13 protein-coding genes are annotated in these 14,313 nt (G+C 36.7%); 3 read left to right on the forward strand and 10 right to left on the reverse strand.

Annotated features, from left to right (window positions below):
• Positions 1-126: 126 nt before the first annotated feature.
• Positions 127-1,278 carry a sterol desaturase family protein gene (locus tag AC2117_RS06300; RefSeq protein ID WP_133972700.1) on the forward strand — a complete coding sequence of 384 codons (1,152 nt, stop codon included), beginning with the start codon at positions 127-129 and terminating at the stop codon, positions 1,276-1,278.
• 45 nt (positions 1,279-1,323) lie between these two features.
• Here the strand turns inward: AC2117_RS06300 and AC2117_RS06305 are convergent, their stop codons facing one another.
• A complete protein-coding gene (locus tag AC2117_RS06305; RefSeq protein WP_197730995.1) occupies positions 1,324-2,526 on the reverse strand; it encodes an MFS transporter in 1,203 nt (400 codons plus the stop codon).
• 135 nt (positions 2,527-2,661) lie between these two features.
• On the opposite strand from AC2117_RS06305, the gene AC2117_RS06310 reads away from it, so the two are divergent.
• Positions 2,662-3,234 carry a TetR/AcrR family transcriptional regulator gene (locus tag AC2117_RS06310; protein WP_133972702.1) on the forward strand — a complete coding sequence of 191 codons (573 nt, stop codon included), beginning with the start codon at positions 2,662-2,664 and terminating at the stop codon, positions 3,232-3,234.
• A gap of 444 nt (positions 3,235-3,678) precedes the next feature.
• Positions 3,679-4,977: a dicarboxylate/amino acid:cation symporter gene (locus AC2117_RS06315; RefSeq protein ID WP_133972704.1), complete on the forward strand. Its 1,299-nt coding sequence runs from the start codon at positions 3,679-3,681 to the stop codon at positions 4,975-4,977.
• 164 nt (positions 4,978-5,141) lie between these two features.
• On the opposite strand, the gene AC2117_RS06320 is transcribed toward AC2117_RS06315, so the two are convergent.
• The 9 genes from AC2117_RS06320 to AC2117_RS06365 form a co-directional block, all read right to left on the reverse strand.
• Entirely contained in the window at positions 5,142-5,345 is a 204-nt protein-coding gene (locus AC2117_RS06320; RefSeq protein WP_003652518.1) for a hypothetical protein, read from the reverse strand.
• 356 nt (positions 5,346-5,701) lie between these two features.
• Positions 5,702-6,433, reverse strand: coding sequence for a hydroxyacylglutathione hydrolase (gene gloB, locus AC2117_RS06325; RefSeq protein ID WP_133972706.1), 732 nt, complete (start codon positions 6,431-6,433; stop codon positions 5,702-5,704).
• Between the two features lie 159 nt (positions 6,434-6,592).
• The gene (locus tag AC2117_RS06330; protein ID WP_003652516.1) at positions 6,593-7,288 is read right to left on the reverse strand and encodes a methionine ABC transporter permease; all 696 of its coding nucleotides are present in this window, start codon (positions 7,286-7,288) and stop codon (positions 6,593-6,595) included.
• Entirely contained in the window at positions 7,285-8,310 is a 1,026-nt protein-coding gene (locus AC2117_RS06335; protein WP_003652515.1) for a methionine ABC transporter ATP-binding protein, read from the reverse strand. Before AC2117_RS06335 ends, AC2117_RS06330 begins: the two co-directional genes overlap by 4 nt.
• A gap of 75 nt (positions 8,311-8,385) precedes the next feature.
• Positions 8,386-9,258: a MetQ/NlpA family ABC transporter substrate-binding protein gene (locus AC2117_RS06340; RefSeq protein WP_133972708.1), complete on the reverse strand. Its 873-nt coding sequence runs from the start codon at positions 9,256-9,258 to the stop codon at positions 8,386-8,388.
• A gap of 490 nt (positions 9,259-9,748) precedes the next feature.
• Positions 9,749-11,032, reverse strand: coding sequence for a phosphoribosylamine--glycine ligase (gene purD / locus AC2117_RS06350; protein WP_133972712.1), 1,284 nt, complete (start codon positions 11,030-11,032; stop codon positions 9,749-9,751).
• A 124-nt stretch (positions 11,033-11,156) separates the two neighbouring features.
• Positions 11,157-12,731, reverse strand: coding sequence for a bifunctional phosphoribosylaminoimidazolecarboxamide formyltransferase/IMP cyclohydrolase (gene purH, locus AC2117_RS06355; protein ID WP_133972714.1), 1,575 nt, complete (start codon positions 12,729-12,731; stop codon positions 11,157-11,159).
• Between the two features lie 85 nt (positions 12,732-12,816).
• On the reverse strand, positions 12,817-13,086 hold the full coding sequence (gene fis / locus AC2117_RS06360) for a DNA-binding transcriptional regulator Fis (protein WP_001086304.1): 270 nt from the start codon (positions 13,084-13,086) through the stop codon (positions 12,817-12,819).
• Positions 13,087-13,462: 376 nt separating this feature from the next.
• Positions 13,463-14,308, reverse strand: coding sequence for a zinc-ribbon and DUF3426 domain-containing protein (locus AC2117_RS06365; RefSeq protein WP_133972716.1), 846 nt, complete (start codon positions 14,306-14,308; stop codon positions 13,463-13,465).
• Between the last annotated feature and the right edge of the window lie 5 nt (positions 14,309-14,313).

Raw genomic sequence — 14,313 nt, forward strand, 5'->3', positions numbered from 1 at the left:
TATAGCTATTTAAAATTTCATTTTCAGATTTATTGAGTTGATCTGATAAATTAAAGTTCTTTCCAATTTATTATTAAATTTTGATAGCATTCGCGGTATACACAATAAGAACTGTTGATACGAATTATGACCGATCAATTAAGAGCAAAATTTGAAAATTTAGAACTTAACGCAGGTTTAGGGAAAATCAGCGCCTTTATTTCAATGTCACTCAGCTTACTTTGTTTATTTGGTGCTTTATGTTTTTTATTTCCCAGTGTATTAACCACCCCAGAACTTCGTCCTCTTTACGCAAAGCACTATAATCTTTTCTATTATGGCCTGATCACTGGCATTGTGATTAGTGCAGGTTTTGGTGCATTCAGTGCAATTGTTCGTCAAAACCGATATGGGTTCTACGGGCTATGTTTTTCACTTCTGGCAGCAGTTTTGGGTTGCGGCGTAATTGAAGCACCCGTTTTACCAAGTGTACCGTTTTATGCAGGCATCGATTATTTTGTACTAACCCTATTCATTCTAGCGTTTGTTTTTATTCCGCTTGAAGGTTTTTTTGCTAAAAATCCTGAACAAAAAATATTAAGGGTGGGCTGGGTGACCGATATGAAATATTTCATGGTCAGCCATGTTGGGATTCAATTATTTAGCTTTTTAACGGTTATGCCAATTCAATATTGGATTACGCACCTGCCTGATAACCCGATTGTACCTTATGTACAAGCTCAACCGATTTGGCTTCAATTTATTGAGTTACTTATTGTGGTCGATTTTACGGTGTATTGGTTGCACCGTGCTATGCATGAAGTTAATTTCTTATGGCGCTTTCATGCGATTCATCATTCGACTGAATATATGGATTGGTTAGCATCTTCTCGTTTGCATGTCATAGAAGTACTGATGACTCGCTTTATTGCGACTTTACCGATTTTCCTGTTGGGTTTTCATACTTCAGCTGTTTTTGCTTATTTAGTTTTTATTTCATTTCACGCTATTTTTATTCATTCCAATGTACGTTTTCGTTTTCCATATTTGCGCTGGATTATTGCAACACCAGAATTCCACCATTGGCATCACTCTTCAGAAAAACCTGCGATTGATAAAAATTACGCTGCTTTTATTCCACTTTATGATGTTGTTTTCAAAACAGCCTATATGCCTAAACATTTGGCAAGTGTATATGGAACGGTTGGTTATAAAATCCCAAATAGTTTTGTAAAACAGTTTACTTGGCCCTTTAAAAAGTATGTAAAGCGGTTTTTAAAACCTTGGCGTGATCAGTAAATTCCTAAAGTCAGCTTCATTTGAGGCTGACTTTTTAACACATCATTATTTGCTTTTTATATTTTTAAAAATCATTACGAGGGCAATCAGAGCAAGGCTAATAATTAAACTCATATAAATATTAGCACTGTTCATAAGTCCGATTTTACCCACAAAGTAGCCTGCAAGAATTGCCGGAATACTAAAAGCCAAATAGCTTTCAACAAAAAATGCAGCCATCAGACCAGCACGTTCTTCTGGTAACGCTAGAGGCATTACTGTGCGAATAGCACCCATAAAAGCGGTACCAAAACCCACTCCAGTAATAATAGAACCTAAAAATAAAACTACTGCGTTTGTAAAATTAATCGCTAAAAATAAAACGGTTGCCCCAATAATGATGGATAAGGTACCCGTCAGCAAAATACGAAAATTTGTAGATTTTCTAAGTGTCAAAATGCCTGCTGCACCTGAGAGTGCAAGCGCCATAAACATAATCCCGTTTAACCATGGAGAAGAGGTTTGAAAAATTTTTGCCAGCAAAGAGGGCATAAGTGATAAGAAAAAACCACTGACCATCCAAAGTGCAATGTTAATCGGACTAATACTTAATAAAGCACTTCTCGCTTGGTGAGGAATAGCCATGTTGGGTTTTAAAGAAGCAAGTGCGCCCGATCTTTTTTGTGCAGTTTCAGGGTTAAAAAAACTTAAAATGAGCTGAAATATAAAGAGGACACATAAAAGCTCAAAAACGAGCTGCAAAGGTTGAGCTGAGAATTGCAAAATAATACAAGTGATAAAGATACCAGCTGCCATACCGACCATTGGAGCAATACTATTAATCAGAGACCCTTGATGCTTACTGAAATCTAAAATGGCGGCGCCTATAGCAGAAACGGCAAGTCCGGTCGCGATACCTTGCAGACCACGAGCAATAAATAGCATAGAAACATCTGAGGCAAACAGGAAAAAGCTCATTGAAACAATTTGCAGAAAAATCGCCGAAAGAATGACAGGCCGACGTCCAATATAATCAGATAAAGAACCAATAATGAGTAAAGAGGCAAGTAAGGTAAATGCGTAGGTTGCAAAAATTAAGGTTAATGTGACAGGCGAGAATTGCCAAGCTTGCTGATACAAGCGATATAGAGGAGTGGGAGAGCTGGATGCGGCCATAAAGGTCATGAGTGTGACGGTGTTTAAGGTCAACGCAATTTTTGAATCTAGTCGAAAAACAGATCTAGACACTTTCGAACTTGAATTGTTCATATAAGATGAATAACATAAAAGCGAATATTTAGCTTTTATACATTATTTTTACACTAAAGCAAATCCTTAGCTTTAGTGTATTTTGTATATACAAATAATATTTTAATTATTTTTTTATTGAAGTAGAGCTGATTAATGGCAAAAGTTGTTACTGGGTTACGACCAGGTGGCCGTAGTGAAAGAATTCAAACTGCGGTACACCAAGCAGTCAAAGAGCTTCAAAAAACATTGGAGCAAAGCCAAATCACCATACCCATGATCGCTCATGAGGCAGGAGTAACACCTTCAACAATTTATCGCCGTTGGGGAGACATTAATCAGTTATTTTCAGATGTTGCTCTAAATGAACTCAAACCTGATATGGAGCCAAAAGATTTAGGTTCATTTCAACTTGATGTTACCGCATGGGTCGAACAGTATTTTGAAGAGTATTCTTCTGAAGTAGGACAGGTCTTACTACGTGATGTGTTATATGCAGCTGAATCTTCGAATGCCCGACAATGCGAAACCTTAATTATTCAACAACTCGATATTATTCAAGCTCGAGCAAGATTACGTCATGAACCAACCATTTCGAATCAAGAAATTATTGAAGCAGTCATTGCCCCTATGCTATTTCGAATCTTATTCACTGATCGTGCATTAGGCTTAGATTATGTCCATATTTTATTAGAGCGTTTATTTAAGAACTATCCCAATTTTAATTAATTTATAGCAACCTACTAGTCTAAATATTTAATAAGAAATAGTCGTTTTTCTTATAAAAAACTATATATCAATTTTTCTTATTATTTTTAAAATAAATTTTCATAATTTATAATTCATATGTTTTATATAAAATCATTTATTTAATAAATGGTTGGCTTGAGGTAGATAAACAAGTACTCATGGCGGGTTTTATCACTTTTTATGGTATGAAATTTTAATATAAATAATGACTTATTTAAAAAATTAACTATTTTTTCGATATTTAAAACTTAAAAATAAAAAGTATTCTATACAATTTAACGCATGATTTTTGAATTTGACATTTTTTAAATTTATAACACAGGGTGTTTTTTATTCTTTACAATGGCTTTTCCTTGTTAAAGCAGCTTGTGGTGCTTGCTTTATATTTTATTTTTTTATCCCCATCGAAAAGGTATTTAGATAATGGATTTCAATACCCTTGACCAAGAAACGGTACAGAAAAAACAGAAATTTCACCAAATTTTGTATGTACAGGTCATTTTTGCAATTATTTTGGGCATTTTAATTGGTCATTTTTACCCAGAACTTGGCGAGAGTTTAAAACCACTTGGTGATGCATTCATCAAGATTGTTAAGATGATTATTGCTCCCGTCATCTTTCTAACTGTTGTTACCGGTATTGCCAGTATGACAAACATGAGCCGAGTTGGCCGTGTGACTGGTAAGGCTATGCTCTATTTTCTGACCTTCTCAAGCTTGGCTCTTGTAGTTGGTATGATCGTGGCAAATATTATCCAACCAGGTAAAGGCCTTAACATTGATCCAGCTACCTTAGTCAACGACAAAGTAAATACTTATGTTGAAAAGGCGCATGCAACAAATATTACCGATTTCTTCATGAATATTATCCCGCAAACATTGGTCAGTCCTTTGGCTGGTGGCGAGATTTTGCAGGTGTTATTTGTAGCGGTACTATTTGGTATTTCGTTGGCTGCTTTGGGTGACCGAGCACGTCCAATTACCGATTTCTTAAATAACTTAACAGCTCCAGTTTTCTACTTAGTTGGTATGTTAATGAAGCTTGCTCCAATCGGTGCTTTTGGTGCAATGGCTTTCACGATCGGCGCATATGGAATTGAATCAATTGGTAATCTATTACTGTTAATCATGACGTTCTACATTACTGCTGTGTTATTTATTCTAGTAATTTTAGGTGCAGTAGCTCGTTATAACGGCTTTTCAATTATTCATTTAATTCGTTATATCAAAGATGAACTTTGGTTGGTTTTGGGAACAAGTTCTTCTGAAGCAGCTTTGCCATCTTTAATGGACAAAATGCAAAAAGCAGGTTGTGAAAAATCAGTTGTAGGTTTAGTCATTCCAACAGGTTATTCATTTAACCTTGATGGTACAAATATCTATATGACTATGGCGGCTCTATTTATTGCGCAAGCTTGTAATGTAGATTTATCAATTAGTGAACAAGTTGCGTTACTTTTAGTCGCAATGGTAAGTTCTAAAGGTGCAGCAGGGGTGACTGGTGCAGGTTTTATTACTCTAGCTGCAACTTTATCGGTTGTACCAGCTGTTCCTGTCGCAGGTATGGCTTTAATTCTTGGTATTGACCGCTTTATGTCTGAGTGCCGTGCTTTAACAAATTTAGTGGGTAATGCATGTGCAACAATTGTTGTGGCACGTTGGGATAAGGCTTTAGATAAAGATCTTCTTGATAAAGCATTAAAGAACCCTAAAGCAGATTAACCTCATAAAAAAATCTGTAGCTAAGGGCAATTTGGGAGGGTAGCCCTGCTACAGATTTTTTTAATAACTAAAAAATATATTTTAATTAAGCCATTCTAAAGTTCTACAACATTACTTATCTTTTAAGAAAGACAATATTGTAATTAAAATCAAGTCGTGAAAAATTATGCTTTTAAGTGATCCTCAAACTCTTCACCTAATTGCATCGCTAATGAATTACCTGCTAACTCACAGGTTACTAAACCATATTCTTTTTTAAAACTAAAAGTAAAACCTTTCCCGTCAGCAAGATTTTTAACTGAATACCCTAACTTTTCTAACCAAATGCGAAACGCAATCAAATTTTTAGCTTTAACAACCTTTTTCACGTGAGAACTCCTTCTATCCGTGGCATTACATCTTATTTATTAATAGGGTTTTAATTAGATTTTTTAAAGGGGTAAAACTTTTTTTTATTTTGCAACTTGTAAAAAAAGTAAGATAAAGAAATAAAAGATTCCATTTTTACAAAATTATGAGTGAGTTATATGATTAAAAAATAATAACTTTTTATTTAAAGAGCTGTTTATGCGATTGTTTTTAAAAATTATAAATTCAACGTTGTTTTTAGAATAATGAGCAAATAAAAAACAGAGTAAATGTAAAAAATAATTACAAGCAGCAGGTAATAAGCAAAAAGATACAGTTCTTAAAATGAAACTGTATCTTCTTTGAAAGCTTAATTTTAGAAATTATCTTTAAGCGCACGCAGGTGAGCGAAGTCTTCAACACTTTCTGCGCGAAGAAAGGGGTTGGTTGCTAATTCAAGTTCAATCGTGCTCGGTAATGTGATTAATTTTTGTTTACGTAGCTCACGGACTTCTTCAGCTCGTTCTGATAGGGCATGGTTGTGAGGTTCTACTGTTAAGGCAAATTCAGCATTTGAAAGCGTGTATTCGTGCGTGCAATAAACTTTTGTGGGGGTTGGTAAAGCTGCCAGACGACTCAGTGAGTGAAACATTTGTTCGGCTGTGCCTTCAAATAATCGACCACACCCCATTGCAAATAAGGTATCACCACAAAATACAGCCTCTAATTCTTCAATAAAATAGACAATGTGCCCTAAGGTATGACCAGGGGTTGCAATAATCTCTACTTTTAAATCATTAAATTTTAGATGATCGTCATGCTGTAAAGGGTGGGTAATTCCCGGAATTTTGGTGAGCTCATCACGTGGGCCATACACAGTAATATTTTGAGCAGCTGTTAAATCAGCAACACCACCAATATGGTCTTTATGCCAATGAGTAAGCCAGATTTGTTTTAAATTTAACTGATGATTTTGACAAAATTGAATTACCAGCTGTGCTTCTGTTGGATCGACTGCTACAGCTTCTTGGGTTTCAGTATCTTCTAAAATCCAGATATAGTTTTGGAGGGCATTCTGCACATCGATAAAATGAATTCTATAACGCATTGTTTTATCCTGAAACTAAATCCAAAGAGTAAATGAATAATGACTAATTCTGATCATACCAGAAAATGGAATTGAGCCATGCACTCAACTGTTTTTAATAAAAGGGTTATATAAAACAAAAAAAAGCCCCCTAAAAGAGAGCTTTTTTGTATGGAGGACTTAACGGAGCTTAGCGAGCCAGTTCCCTAGCGTTTGTACAATCTGTACTAATAACAGTAGGATAATCACTGTTAAAATCACAACGCTGGTATCAAAACGTTGATAACCATATGAAATCGCTAAATCACCAATACCACCTGCACCAACTGCGCCAGCCATGGCGGTTGCACCAATAAGACTGATTGTCGCTGTGGTAAGGTTTAAAATCAGTGAGCTGCGTGCTTCAGGCAAAATAAAACGAGAGATAATTTGCCAAGGTGTAGCACCCATCGCTTGAGCGGATTCAATAATTCCTTCATTTACTTCAAGCAATGAAGTTTCAATCAGACGTCCCATATAAGGGCCAACATAAATAGTCAATGGAACAATAGCTGCCCATGTACCAATTGAAGTACCAACTAATAGCTTAGTGAGAGGAATTACTGCAATGAGTAAAATAATAAAAGGAAGAGAGCGTAAAGCATTTACAATTGGATTAAGTAAATGATAAATCACTTTATTGGGTAAAATGCCTTCCGGACGGGTAACTAATAAAATAATTCCCTGAATAAAGCCCCAAATGCCACCAAACAAAAGTGCGAAGAAAACCATATGAAAGGTTTCTTGCAAAGCTGTAACGAACTGATCAATAGAAAGGGAGCTGTGCCAGAAAGGTTGAGTGAGTTCAGTTAACCACTGTACGATTAAATCTCTCATACTTGATCTCCTGATTGAACTACACCTACTTCATTTTGTTCTAAAAACTCAATAGCCTGCTTAATGAGCTGAGGATCACCTAAAAGCTGCACAAACATTTGACCAATGACTGTGCCATTAATTTCAGTCATGTTGGCAAATAAAATATTTAAGCTAATATCGAATTTTTTAATTAGTGACTGAATTACAGGTTCTTGAGCAGAACGCCCTAAAAACTGTAAACAGTAAATACTATGATGATGCTGGTTTTCGAGCTGATTTAAAATATTCACAGGCAACTGTTGATGTAAAACAGTTTGAATGAAGTTTTTAGTGGTTGGATGTTGAGGTTTACTAAAGATATCAATCGTTGAACCTTGTTCAATGACTTTACCTGCCTCCATCACAGCTACATGATCACAAATAGTTTCAATGACATCCATTTCATGGGTCACCATAACAATCGTGATTTTTTGCTCTTGATTAATTTTTTTGAGTAGCTCTAAAACTGACTTGGTTGTTTGCGGATCAAGGGCAGAGGTTGCCTCATCACACAAAAGAATTTTTGGATGATTTGCTAAAGCACGGGCAATACCGACACGTTGCTTTTGTCCGCCAGAAAGTTCATCTGGATAAGCATCTTTTTTATGCTTAAGATCAATGAACTCCAATAACTCATTTAAGCGCTTTTCACGTTCTACTTTATTGTAATTCAGTAGACGCATTGGCATTTCAATGTTTTCAGCAACCGTCTTGGTTTGTAGTAGATTGAAGTGCTGAAAAATCATGCCAATACTGGCACGTTCCTGACGTAATGAGCGTGCATCTAAAGCGGTGAAATCTTTCTGATTAATAATGATTTGACCTTCTGTTGGTCGCTCAAGTAGGTTGATCAGGCGGATTAAGGTACTTTTACCTGCACCACTATAGCCAATGATGCCAAAAATACTGCCCTCTGGAATCTCTAAATTGATTTGGTCGAGTGCGCGTATGGTTTGACTTTTGAGCTGATAGTGCTTTGAAATGTTTTTAAATTGAATCATATCGTCAGAAGCTATGCTGGAAAGAAAAAACAGGCAAAGAGAATTTGCCTGTTTCACGTTTCGGCTATTATATTACTATTTAGCTTCTGAGAGATAGCTGATTGGTTGATCTACGTCAACTTTTGTTCCACCAAAACGCTCTGTTACATACTTTTTAGCTGCTGCACTATGATATAGCTGTCCAACTTTTTGCAAAACAGCATCATTTTTACGTGAATCAGCAGTTGCAAGAACGTTGACATTAAGTCGTGTGCTTTGATCAACAGGCTCATAGAAAATAGAATCTTTGAGTGCGTTCAAACCACCTTCCATTGCTAAGGTGTTACCTAATACAACGGCATCAACTTCATCTTTAATACGTAATGCTGTTGCCATTTGGATTGGTTTGATATCGATCTTTTTACTATTTTCGATGATATCGTTTGGACTGCCTTGAGCCGGGTTAAAATCAGCTTTAAGTTTGATTAAGCCAGCTGTTTGTAATAAAAGTAAAGCACGAGCTTCGTTGGCAGCATCATTTGGGATTGCAATAATTGCACCCTCTGCGAGCTCATCAATTTTTTTGTGTTTACTTGAGTAAATACCCATTGGCTCAAGATATGTGGTAGAAACTGGCGCAATCTTATCTTGGTTTGATTTATTAAATGCAACAAGATATGAATAAGATTGGAAAGCATTCAGATCTACTTCTTTGTTTGCAATGGCTGCATTCATAGAAACATAGTCTGTAAAGTTTTTCACTTCTAACTTTAAGCCAGCAGCTTGGGTTTCAGGTAAAGTTGCGATATAGCGCCAAATATCAGCATCTGAACCTGTAGAGGCAATCACTACCGTTTGTACTTGGGAGCTATCATTGTTTTGTTGTGTCTGTGGAGAACCTTCTTGTTTACCACACGCTGCCAATAGTACTACTGACATACTTAAAAAAAGACTGATCAGCTTTTTCATTTAAAAAAGTCCTGATTGAAGAGATATAGAAAAATAAGTATTGATCTATATCTATATGAAATGGGAGGAGTTGGAATTACAACAGGTTTAAACTCTGATATCTTTTTCAGGGGTTCCATAATTTGCTTGCATACTTTGGTGGTAAGTGAGGGTAATTGTTTTATAAACAAAAAACTGTTTCCCCAAACAGTTAATCCCAAACAATAGCCAAATGAGTGTTCATAAATTTAGAACATTAGAAAAACTCTCTACAGTTATAATGTGTAGAGCAAGTCGCTATGAAAATTATTAAAACAGCAGTGTTTATTGACAGTTCCAACGGTATGCCAATCATATCAATAAAAGGGTGGTTGATATAGGGTGCTTCTTTTCTATTTGTTGATATCTTTAAAAATATAATAAAGATTTATACGATTTTTTATATGGTTTCACATAATAGAAAAGCCTCTATATAGAGACTTTTCTATTAGAATTTTAAACTTGAAAGTTTTTAAGCTTTTTCACGTGCAATTGCGCGGTAGCCAATGTCGTTACGATATTGCATACCCGTAAAGGTAACTTGACCACATACTTCTAGTGCATTAATTTGTGCTTCAAGAACGCTATCGCCCAATGCCGTTACACAAAGAACTCGACCGCCAGAAGTCACGATATGACCATCTTCACGAGTTGCTGTGCCAGCATGGAAAATTTTAGTATCTTCAGGTGAGTGTCCGATACCTGAAATTACATCGCCTTTGCGTACGCTATCAGGATAGCCTTCTGCTGCGAGTACAATACCAATTGACTTGCGTTCATCCCATTCAGCTTCTTTTGGCAAATTACCAGCAATACCAGCTTCTACCAATTCAACAAGAGATGACTTTAAGCGCATCATGATTGGTTGAGTTTCAGGATCGCCAAAACGACAGTTAAATTCGATCACACGTGGTTGACCTTGCTCGTCAATCATTAGACCAGCATATAAGAAACCAGTGTAAACATGTCCGTCAGCAGCCATACCTTCTACAGTTGGGTGCATGATTTCAGACATAACGCGTTCGAAAATATCAGAAGTTACAACTGGAGCAGGAGAGTATGCACCCATACCGCCAGTGTTAGGACCTTGATCGCCTTCAAAAATACGCTTGTGGTCTTGTGAAGTTGCCATTGGTAAAATATTTTTACCATCAATCATACAAATGAAAGAAGCTTCTTCACCTGCAAGGAACTGTTCAATCACAACGCGTGAACCAGCATCACCAAATTTGTTGCCTGCAAGCATGTCATCAATTGCTGCAAAAGCTTCTTCGTTGGTCATTGCAACGATTACACCTTTACCAGCAGCAAGACCATCAGCTTTAATTACAATTGGTGCGCCATTTTTTTCAACATAAGCTTTAGCTGCATCTACTTCAGTGAAAACATCATAGAAAGCAGTTGGAATGTTGTGACGCTTTAAAAAGTGCTTAGCAAATGCTTTTGAACCTTCAAGCTGCGCTGCATATTGAGTAGGTCCCCAAATTTTTAAACCTGCTTCACGTGCAGCATCAACCACACCATTAACTAATGGTGCTTCTGGACCAACAATAATAAGATCAACATTATTTTCTTTAGCAAAAGCAATAATTGCTGAGTTGTCTAAAATATCAAGTTGAACATTAATACATTTATCTTCTGTTGCAGTTCCAGCATTACCTGGTGCAACAAAAACTTGAGTAACATTGGTATCTTGCGCAATTTTCCATGCTAAAGCATGTTCACGACCACCACTACCTAAAACTAAAATATTCATTTTTAATTTGTTCCTTAACTTTAATCCTTTTCATCCCCCTCTATCCCTCAAGGTGGAGAGTTAGCTCCATTATTGTGGAAAACCCTCCTGAATGAAAGGAGGGTTAGGGAGGACTAAATTTAAATTAGTGGCGGAAGTGGCGCATACCAGTGAAGACCATTGCAATACCAGCTTCATCAGCTGCTGCGATTACTTCTTCATCACGCATAGAACCACCTGGCTGAATAATGCATTTAATGCCAGCTTTAGCCGCATTATCAATTCCGTCACGGAACGGGAAGAATGCATCAGATGCCATTACAGCGCCTTCAACAACCAAACCAGCATGTTCAGCTTTAATGCCAGCAATACGAGCTGAGTTAACACGGCTCATTTGTCCTGCACCAACACCAATAGTTTGGCGGTTTTTTGCATAAACAATTGCATTTGATTTTACATATTTCGCAACTTTCCAAGCAAAGATGAGGTCATCAATTTCTTGTTCAGTTGGTGCGCATTTGGTTACTACTTTAAGATCATCTTTAGTAATCATACCTAAATCTTGATCTTGAACTAATAAACCGCCATTAACACGTTTGTAGTCAAGTTGTGGTGCACGCGCGTCTATTGCAGGTAATTCACCACATACTAGAACACGTACGTTTTTCTTCGCGCCAGTAATTTCAAGCACGCCATCAGCAATACTTGGAGCAATAATTACTTCAACGAATTGACGCTCTACAATTGCTTGAGCAGTTGCAACATCTAACTCACGGTTAAACGCAATAATGCCGCCAAAAGCAGATTCTGGGTCAGTCGCATAAGCTAAATCGTAAGCAGCTTTAATGCCGTCTAAAGAAACAGCAACACCACAAGGGTTAGCATGTTTTACAATTACACAAGCAGGTTTTGCAAATGATTTAACACATTCAAGTGCGGCATCTGTGTCTGCAATGTTGTTATAAGACAATTCTTTGCCTTGTAACTGTTTTGCCGTAGAAACTGATGCTTCTTTTGCATTTTCTTCAACGTAAAATGCAGCAGATTGATGTGGGTTTTCACCGTAACGTAAATCTTGTGCTTTGTTCAATTGAGTATTGAACGTACGAGGGAATAAATCAGCTTCGCCTTCGGTCTTACCAACGCGAGCGCCTAGGTAAGAAGCGATCATGCCGTCATATTGGGCAGTATGTTCAAATGCTTTAACAGCTAAATCAAAACGTGTTTCATAAGAAAGTGAACCAGCAACTTTTAATTCAGTAATAACTGTATCGTAATCTGAAGCATTTACAACAATACCGACTGAAGCGTGGTTTTTAGCAGCAGCACGAACCATTGTTGGACCGCCGATGTCGATATTCTCGATAGCATCAGCAAGTGAACAGTCAGGTTTTGCAACTGTTGCAGCGAATGGATAAAGGTTCACAACAACAAGATCAATCGGATCGATGTTGTGTTCTTCCATTACTGCTTCGTCTAAACCGCGACGAGCGAGAATACCGCCATGAATTTTTGGATGTAATGTCTTAACACGACCATCCATCATTTCAGGGAAGCCAGTATGTTCAGATACTTCAACAACAGCGATATTATTATCTTTAAGCAACTTGTATGTGCCGCCTGTAGATAATAGTTCTACCCCTAAAGCTGCAAGGTTTTGAGCAAATTCGACAATTCCTGTCTTATCAGATACAGAAATCAAAGCACGTTTAATAGTCATGATGTTTAATTCAACAATTTCAAGTCTACGGATTAAAACCAATAAGCATAAAAAAATGCCCACGACGTCGTGAGCATTTTATCATTTATTCACTCATTAAACCGTGAGCTTTTAACTTTTTGCGTAAAGTGCCACGGTTGAGTCCAAGAATCTCGGCAGCACGGGTTTGATTACCACGTGTATATTCAAGAACTACAGATAAAAGAGGTTTCTCCATTTCTGCTAGCACCATGTCATATACCTGAGATGGTTGCTCACCTTGCAATTGTGCAAAATAATGGCGAACTGCGCGATCAACGTGGATGCGAAGAGCAACATCAGATTGTGCAGTAAAAATAGGAGATTTGCTATTCATGCGAGTTAATCCGAAAATCAAATACTAGCTTGGATAAAGTAGTATATAAATGTGGTCTAAAAATACGGAGTCCTGTTTTAGATCCTAAAACAGTGACTCTAAAACATAAGAACAATTAGCTTGCCATATTTCTTCGTATTGAATAAAAAATAAGCGTAACAATAGTTAAATATTTGTTACAGCCCCCTCAAAAACAAAAAAAGTTAGGCTATGTGCTTAAAGTAGAAAAGCACACATGCTTAACAGTATTTTTTTTGGATTGAGAGCGAGGAGTATATGAGTCAAAGCTTTCGTGGCGCGTATCATACCATTGTCTAGGAAAAAGTGAGCAAATTAACTGCATTTTTTTTTATTTTTTTTTCACTTTTTTTACATTTTAGGGGTGGACAATTTCTAATCGATAATTTAGTAAGCTTTTTTTGCTTCTGTTTAGCTCAAATTGGAATCGGAAAGGGGTGTTAGAGGGAATACGTTGAATACCCCGTAAGTTTTCAACAAGATATTGTTGAGGAGTCAATATAACTTCTTCTGTTTTTTTTGAGTCTGTTGCAAAACTCAACTTTAGGTTGGGAAGTTCAATACTTTTATCATTCTGATTAAGCAATATGCCTGAAAATTGCGTATGACTTGTGTCAACTTTGCGGAGTTTTAACTTTTCTATATAAATAAGTTGATATTGTTCGGCTGACTTATTGCAGTGCAGTGTTTCGCAAACATAATTAAATGCATGGCTGACGGTTGGGCTTGCATGCATGAGCTTAGGGTTAAACCAGAGAATTTGAAAAGTAAAAACTAAAATCAAAATAAGGTTAGCAGAGCTCCAGAGCGTGTAGTACAGCCAACTATGCTTTTTATTATTGTCTTGTTCTTGTGCGGATGTTTGTTCAGCTAAATTAAGATTGGGTAGTGCGTTAATAGGTTCGTTGTGAAAATAATTTAAATTGTTGAGATAAGTTAAAAGATCAATATTTGAGTTTTCAACTTTTTGATCAAAGATATCTAACACATGAGAATGCGTCATATATCTTGCTTGCATAGAACCATTGGCTAATGTAGATGAGTTAACCATGACTGGTTGTTCAATATTAACCAAATGGGTGAGGGCATTAAAATTAAACTCACATTTAGGACAACAAACCATACCCTGAGCAACAGTCAATTGAGTAAGGGATACTTTATAAACTGTTAAGCACTTAGGGCAGCGGGTTTGTTTTTCATTCATGAGTT

This window comes from Acinetobacter calcoaceticus (assembly GCF_900520355.1).
Taxonomy (GTDB): domain Bacteria; phylum Pseudomonadota; class Gammaproteobacteria; order Pseudomonadales; family Moraxellaceae; genus Acinetobacter; species Acinetobacter calcoaceticus_C.

Excerpts from the sequence above, each read along its gene's own strand:
- AC2117_RS06300 (WP_133972700.1), top strand. The coding sequence starts at position 127 with ATGACCGATCAATTAAGAGCAAAATTTGAAAATTTAGAACTTAACGCA.
- AC2117_RS06305 (WP_197730995.1), bottom strand. The coding sequence starts at position 2,526 with ATGAACAATTCAAGTTCGAAAGTGTCTAGATCTGTTTTTCGACTAGAT.
- AC2117_RS06310 (WP_133972702.1), top strand. The coding sequence starts at position 2,662 with ATGGCAAAAGTTGTTACTGGGTTACGACCAGGTGGCCGTAGTGAAAGA.
- AC2117_RS06315 (WP_133972704.1), top strand. The coding sequence starts at position 3,679 with ATGGATTTCAATACCCTTGACCAAGAAACGGTACAGAAAAAACAGAAA.
- gloB (WP_133972706.1), bottom strand. The coding sequence starts at position 6,433 with ATGCGTTATAGAATTCATTTTATCGATGTGCAGAATGCCCTCCAAAAC.
- AC2117_RS06330 (WP_003652516.1), bottom strand. The coding sequence starts at position 7,288 with ATGAGAGATTTAATCGTACAGTGGTTAACTGAACTCACTCAACCTTTC.
- AC2117_RS06335 (WP_003652515.1), bottom strand. The coding sequence starts at position 8,310 with ATGATTCAATTTAAAAACATTTCAAAGCACTATCAGCTCAAAAGTCAA.
- AC2117_RS06340 (WP_133972708.1), bottom strand. The coding sequence starts at position 9,258 with ATGAAAAAGCTGATCAGTCTTTTTTTAAGTATGTCAGTAGTACTATTG.
- purD (WP_133972712.1), bottom strand. The coding sequence starts at position 11,032 with ATGAATATTTTAGTTTTAGGTAGTGGTGGTCGTGAACATGCTTTAGCA.
- purH (WP_133972714.1), bottom strand. The coding sequence starts at position 12,731 with ATGACTATTAAACGTGCTTTGATTTCTGTATCTGATAAGACAGGAATT.
- fis (WP_001086304.1), bottom strand. The coding sequence starts at position 13,086 with ATGAATAGCAAATCTCCTATTTTTACTGCACAATCTGATGTTGCTCTT.
- AC2117_RS06365 (WP_133972716.1), bottom strand. The coding sequence starts at position 14,308 with ATGAATGAAAAACAAACCCGCTGCCCTAAGTGCTTAACAGTTTATAAA.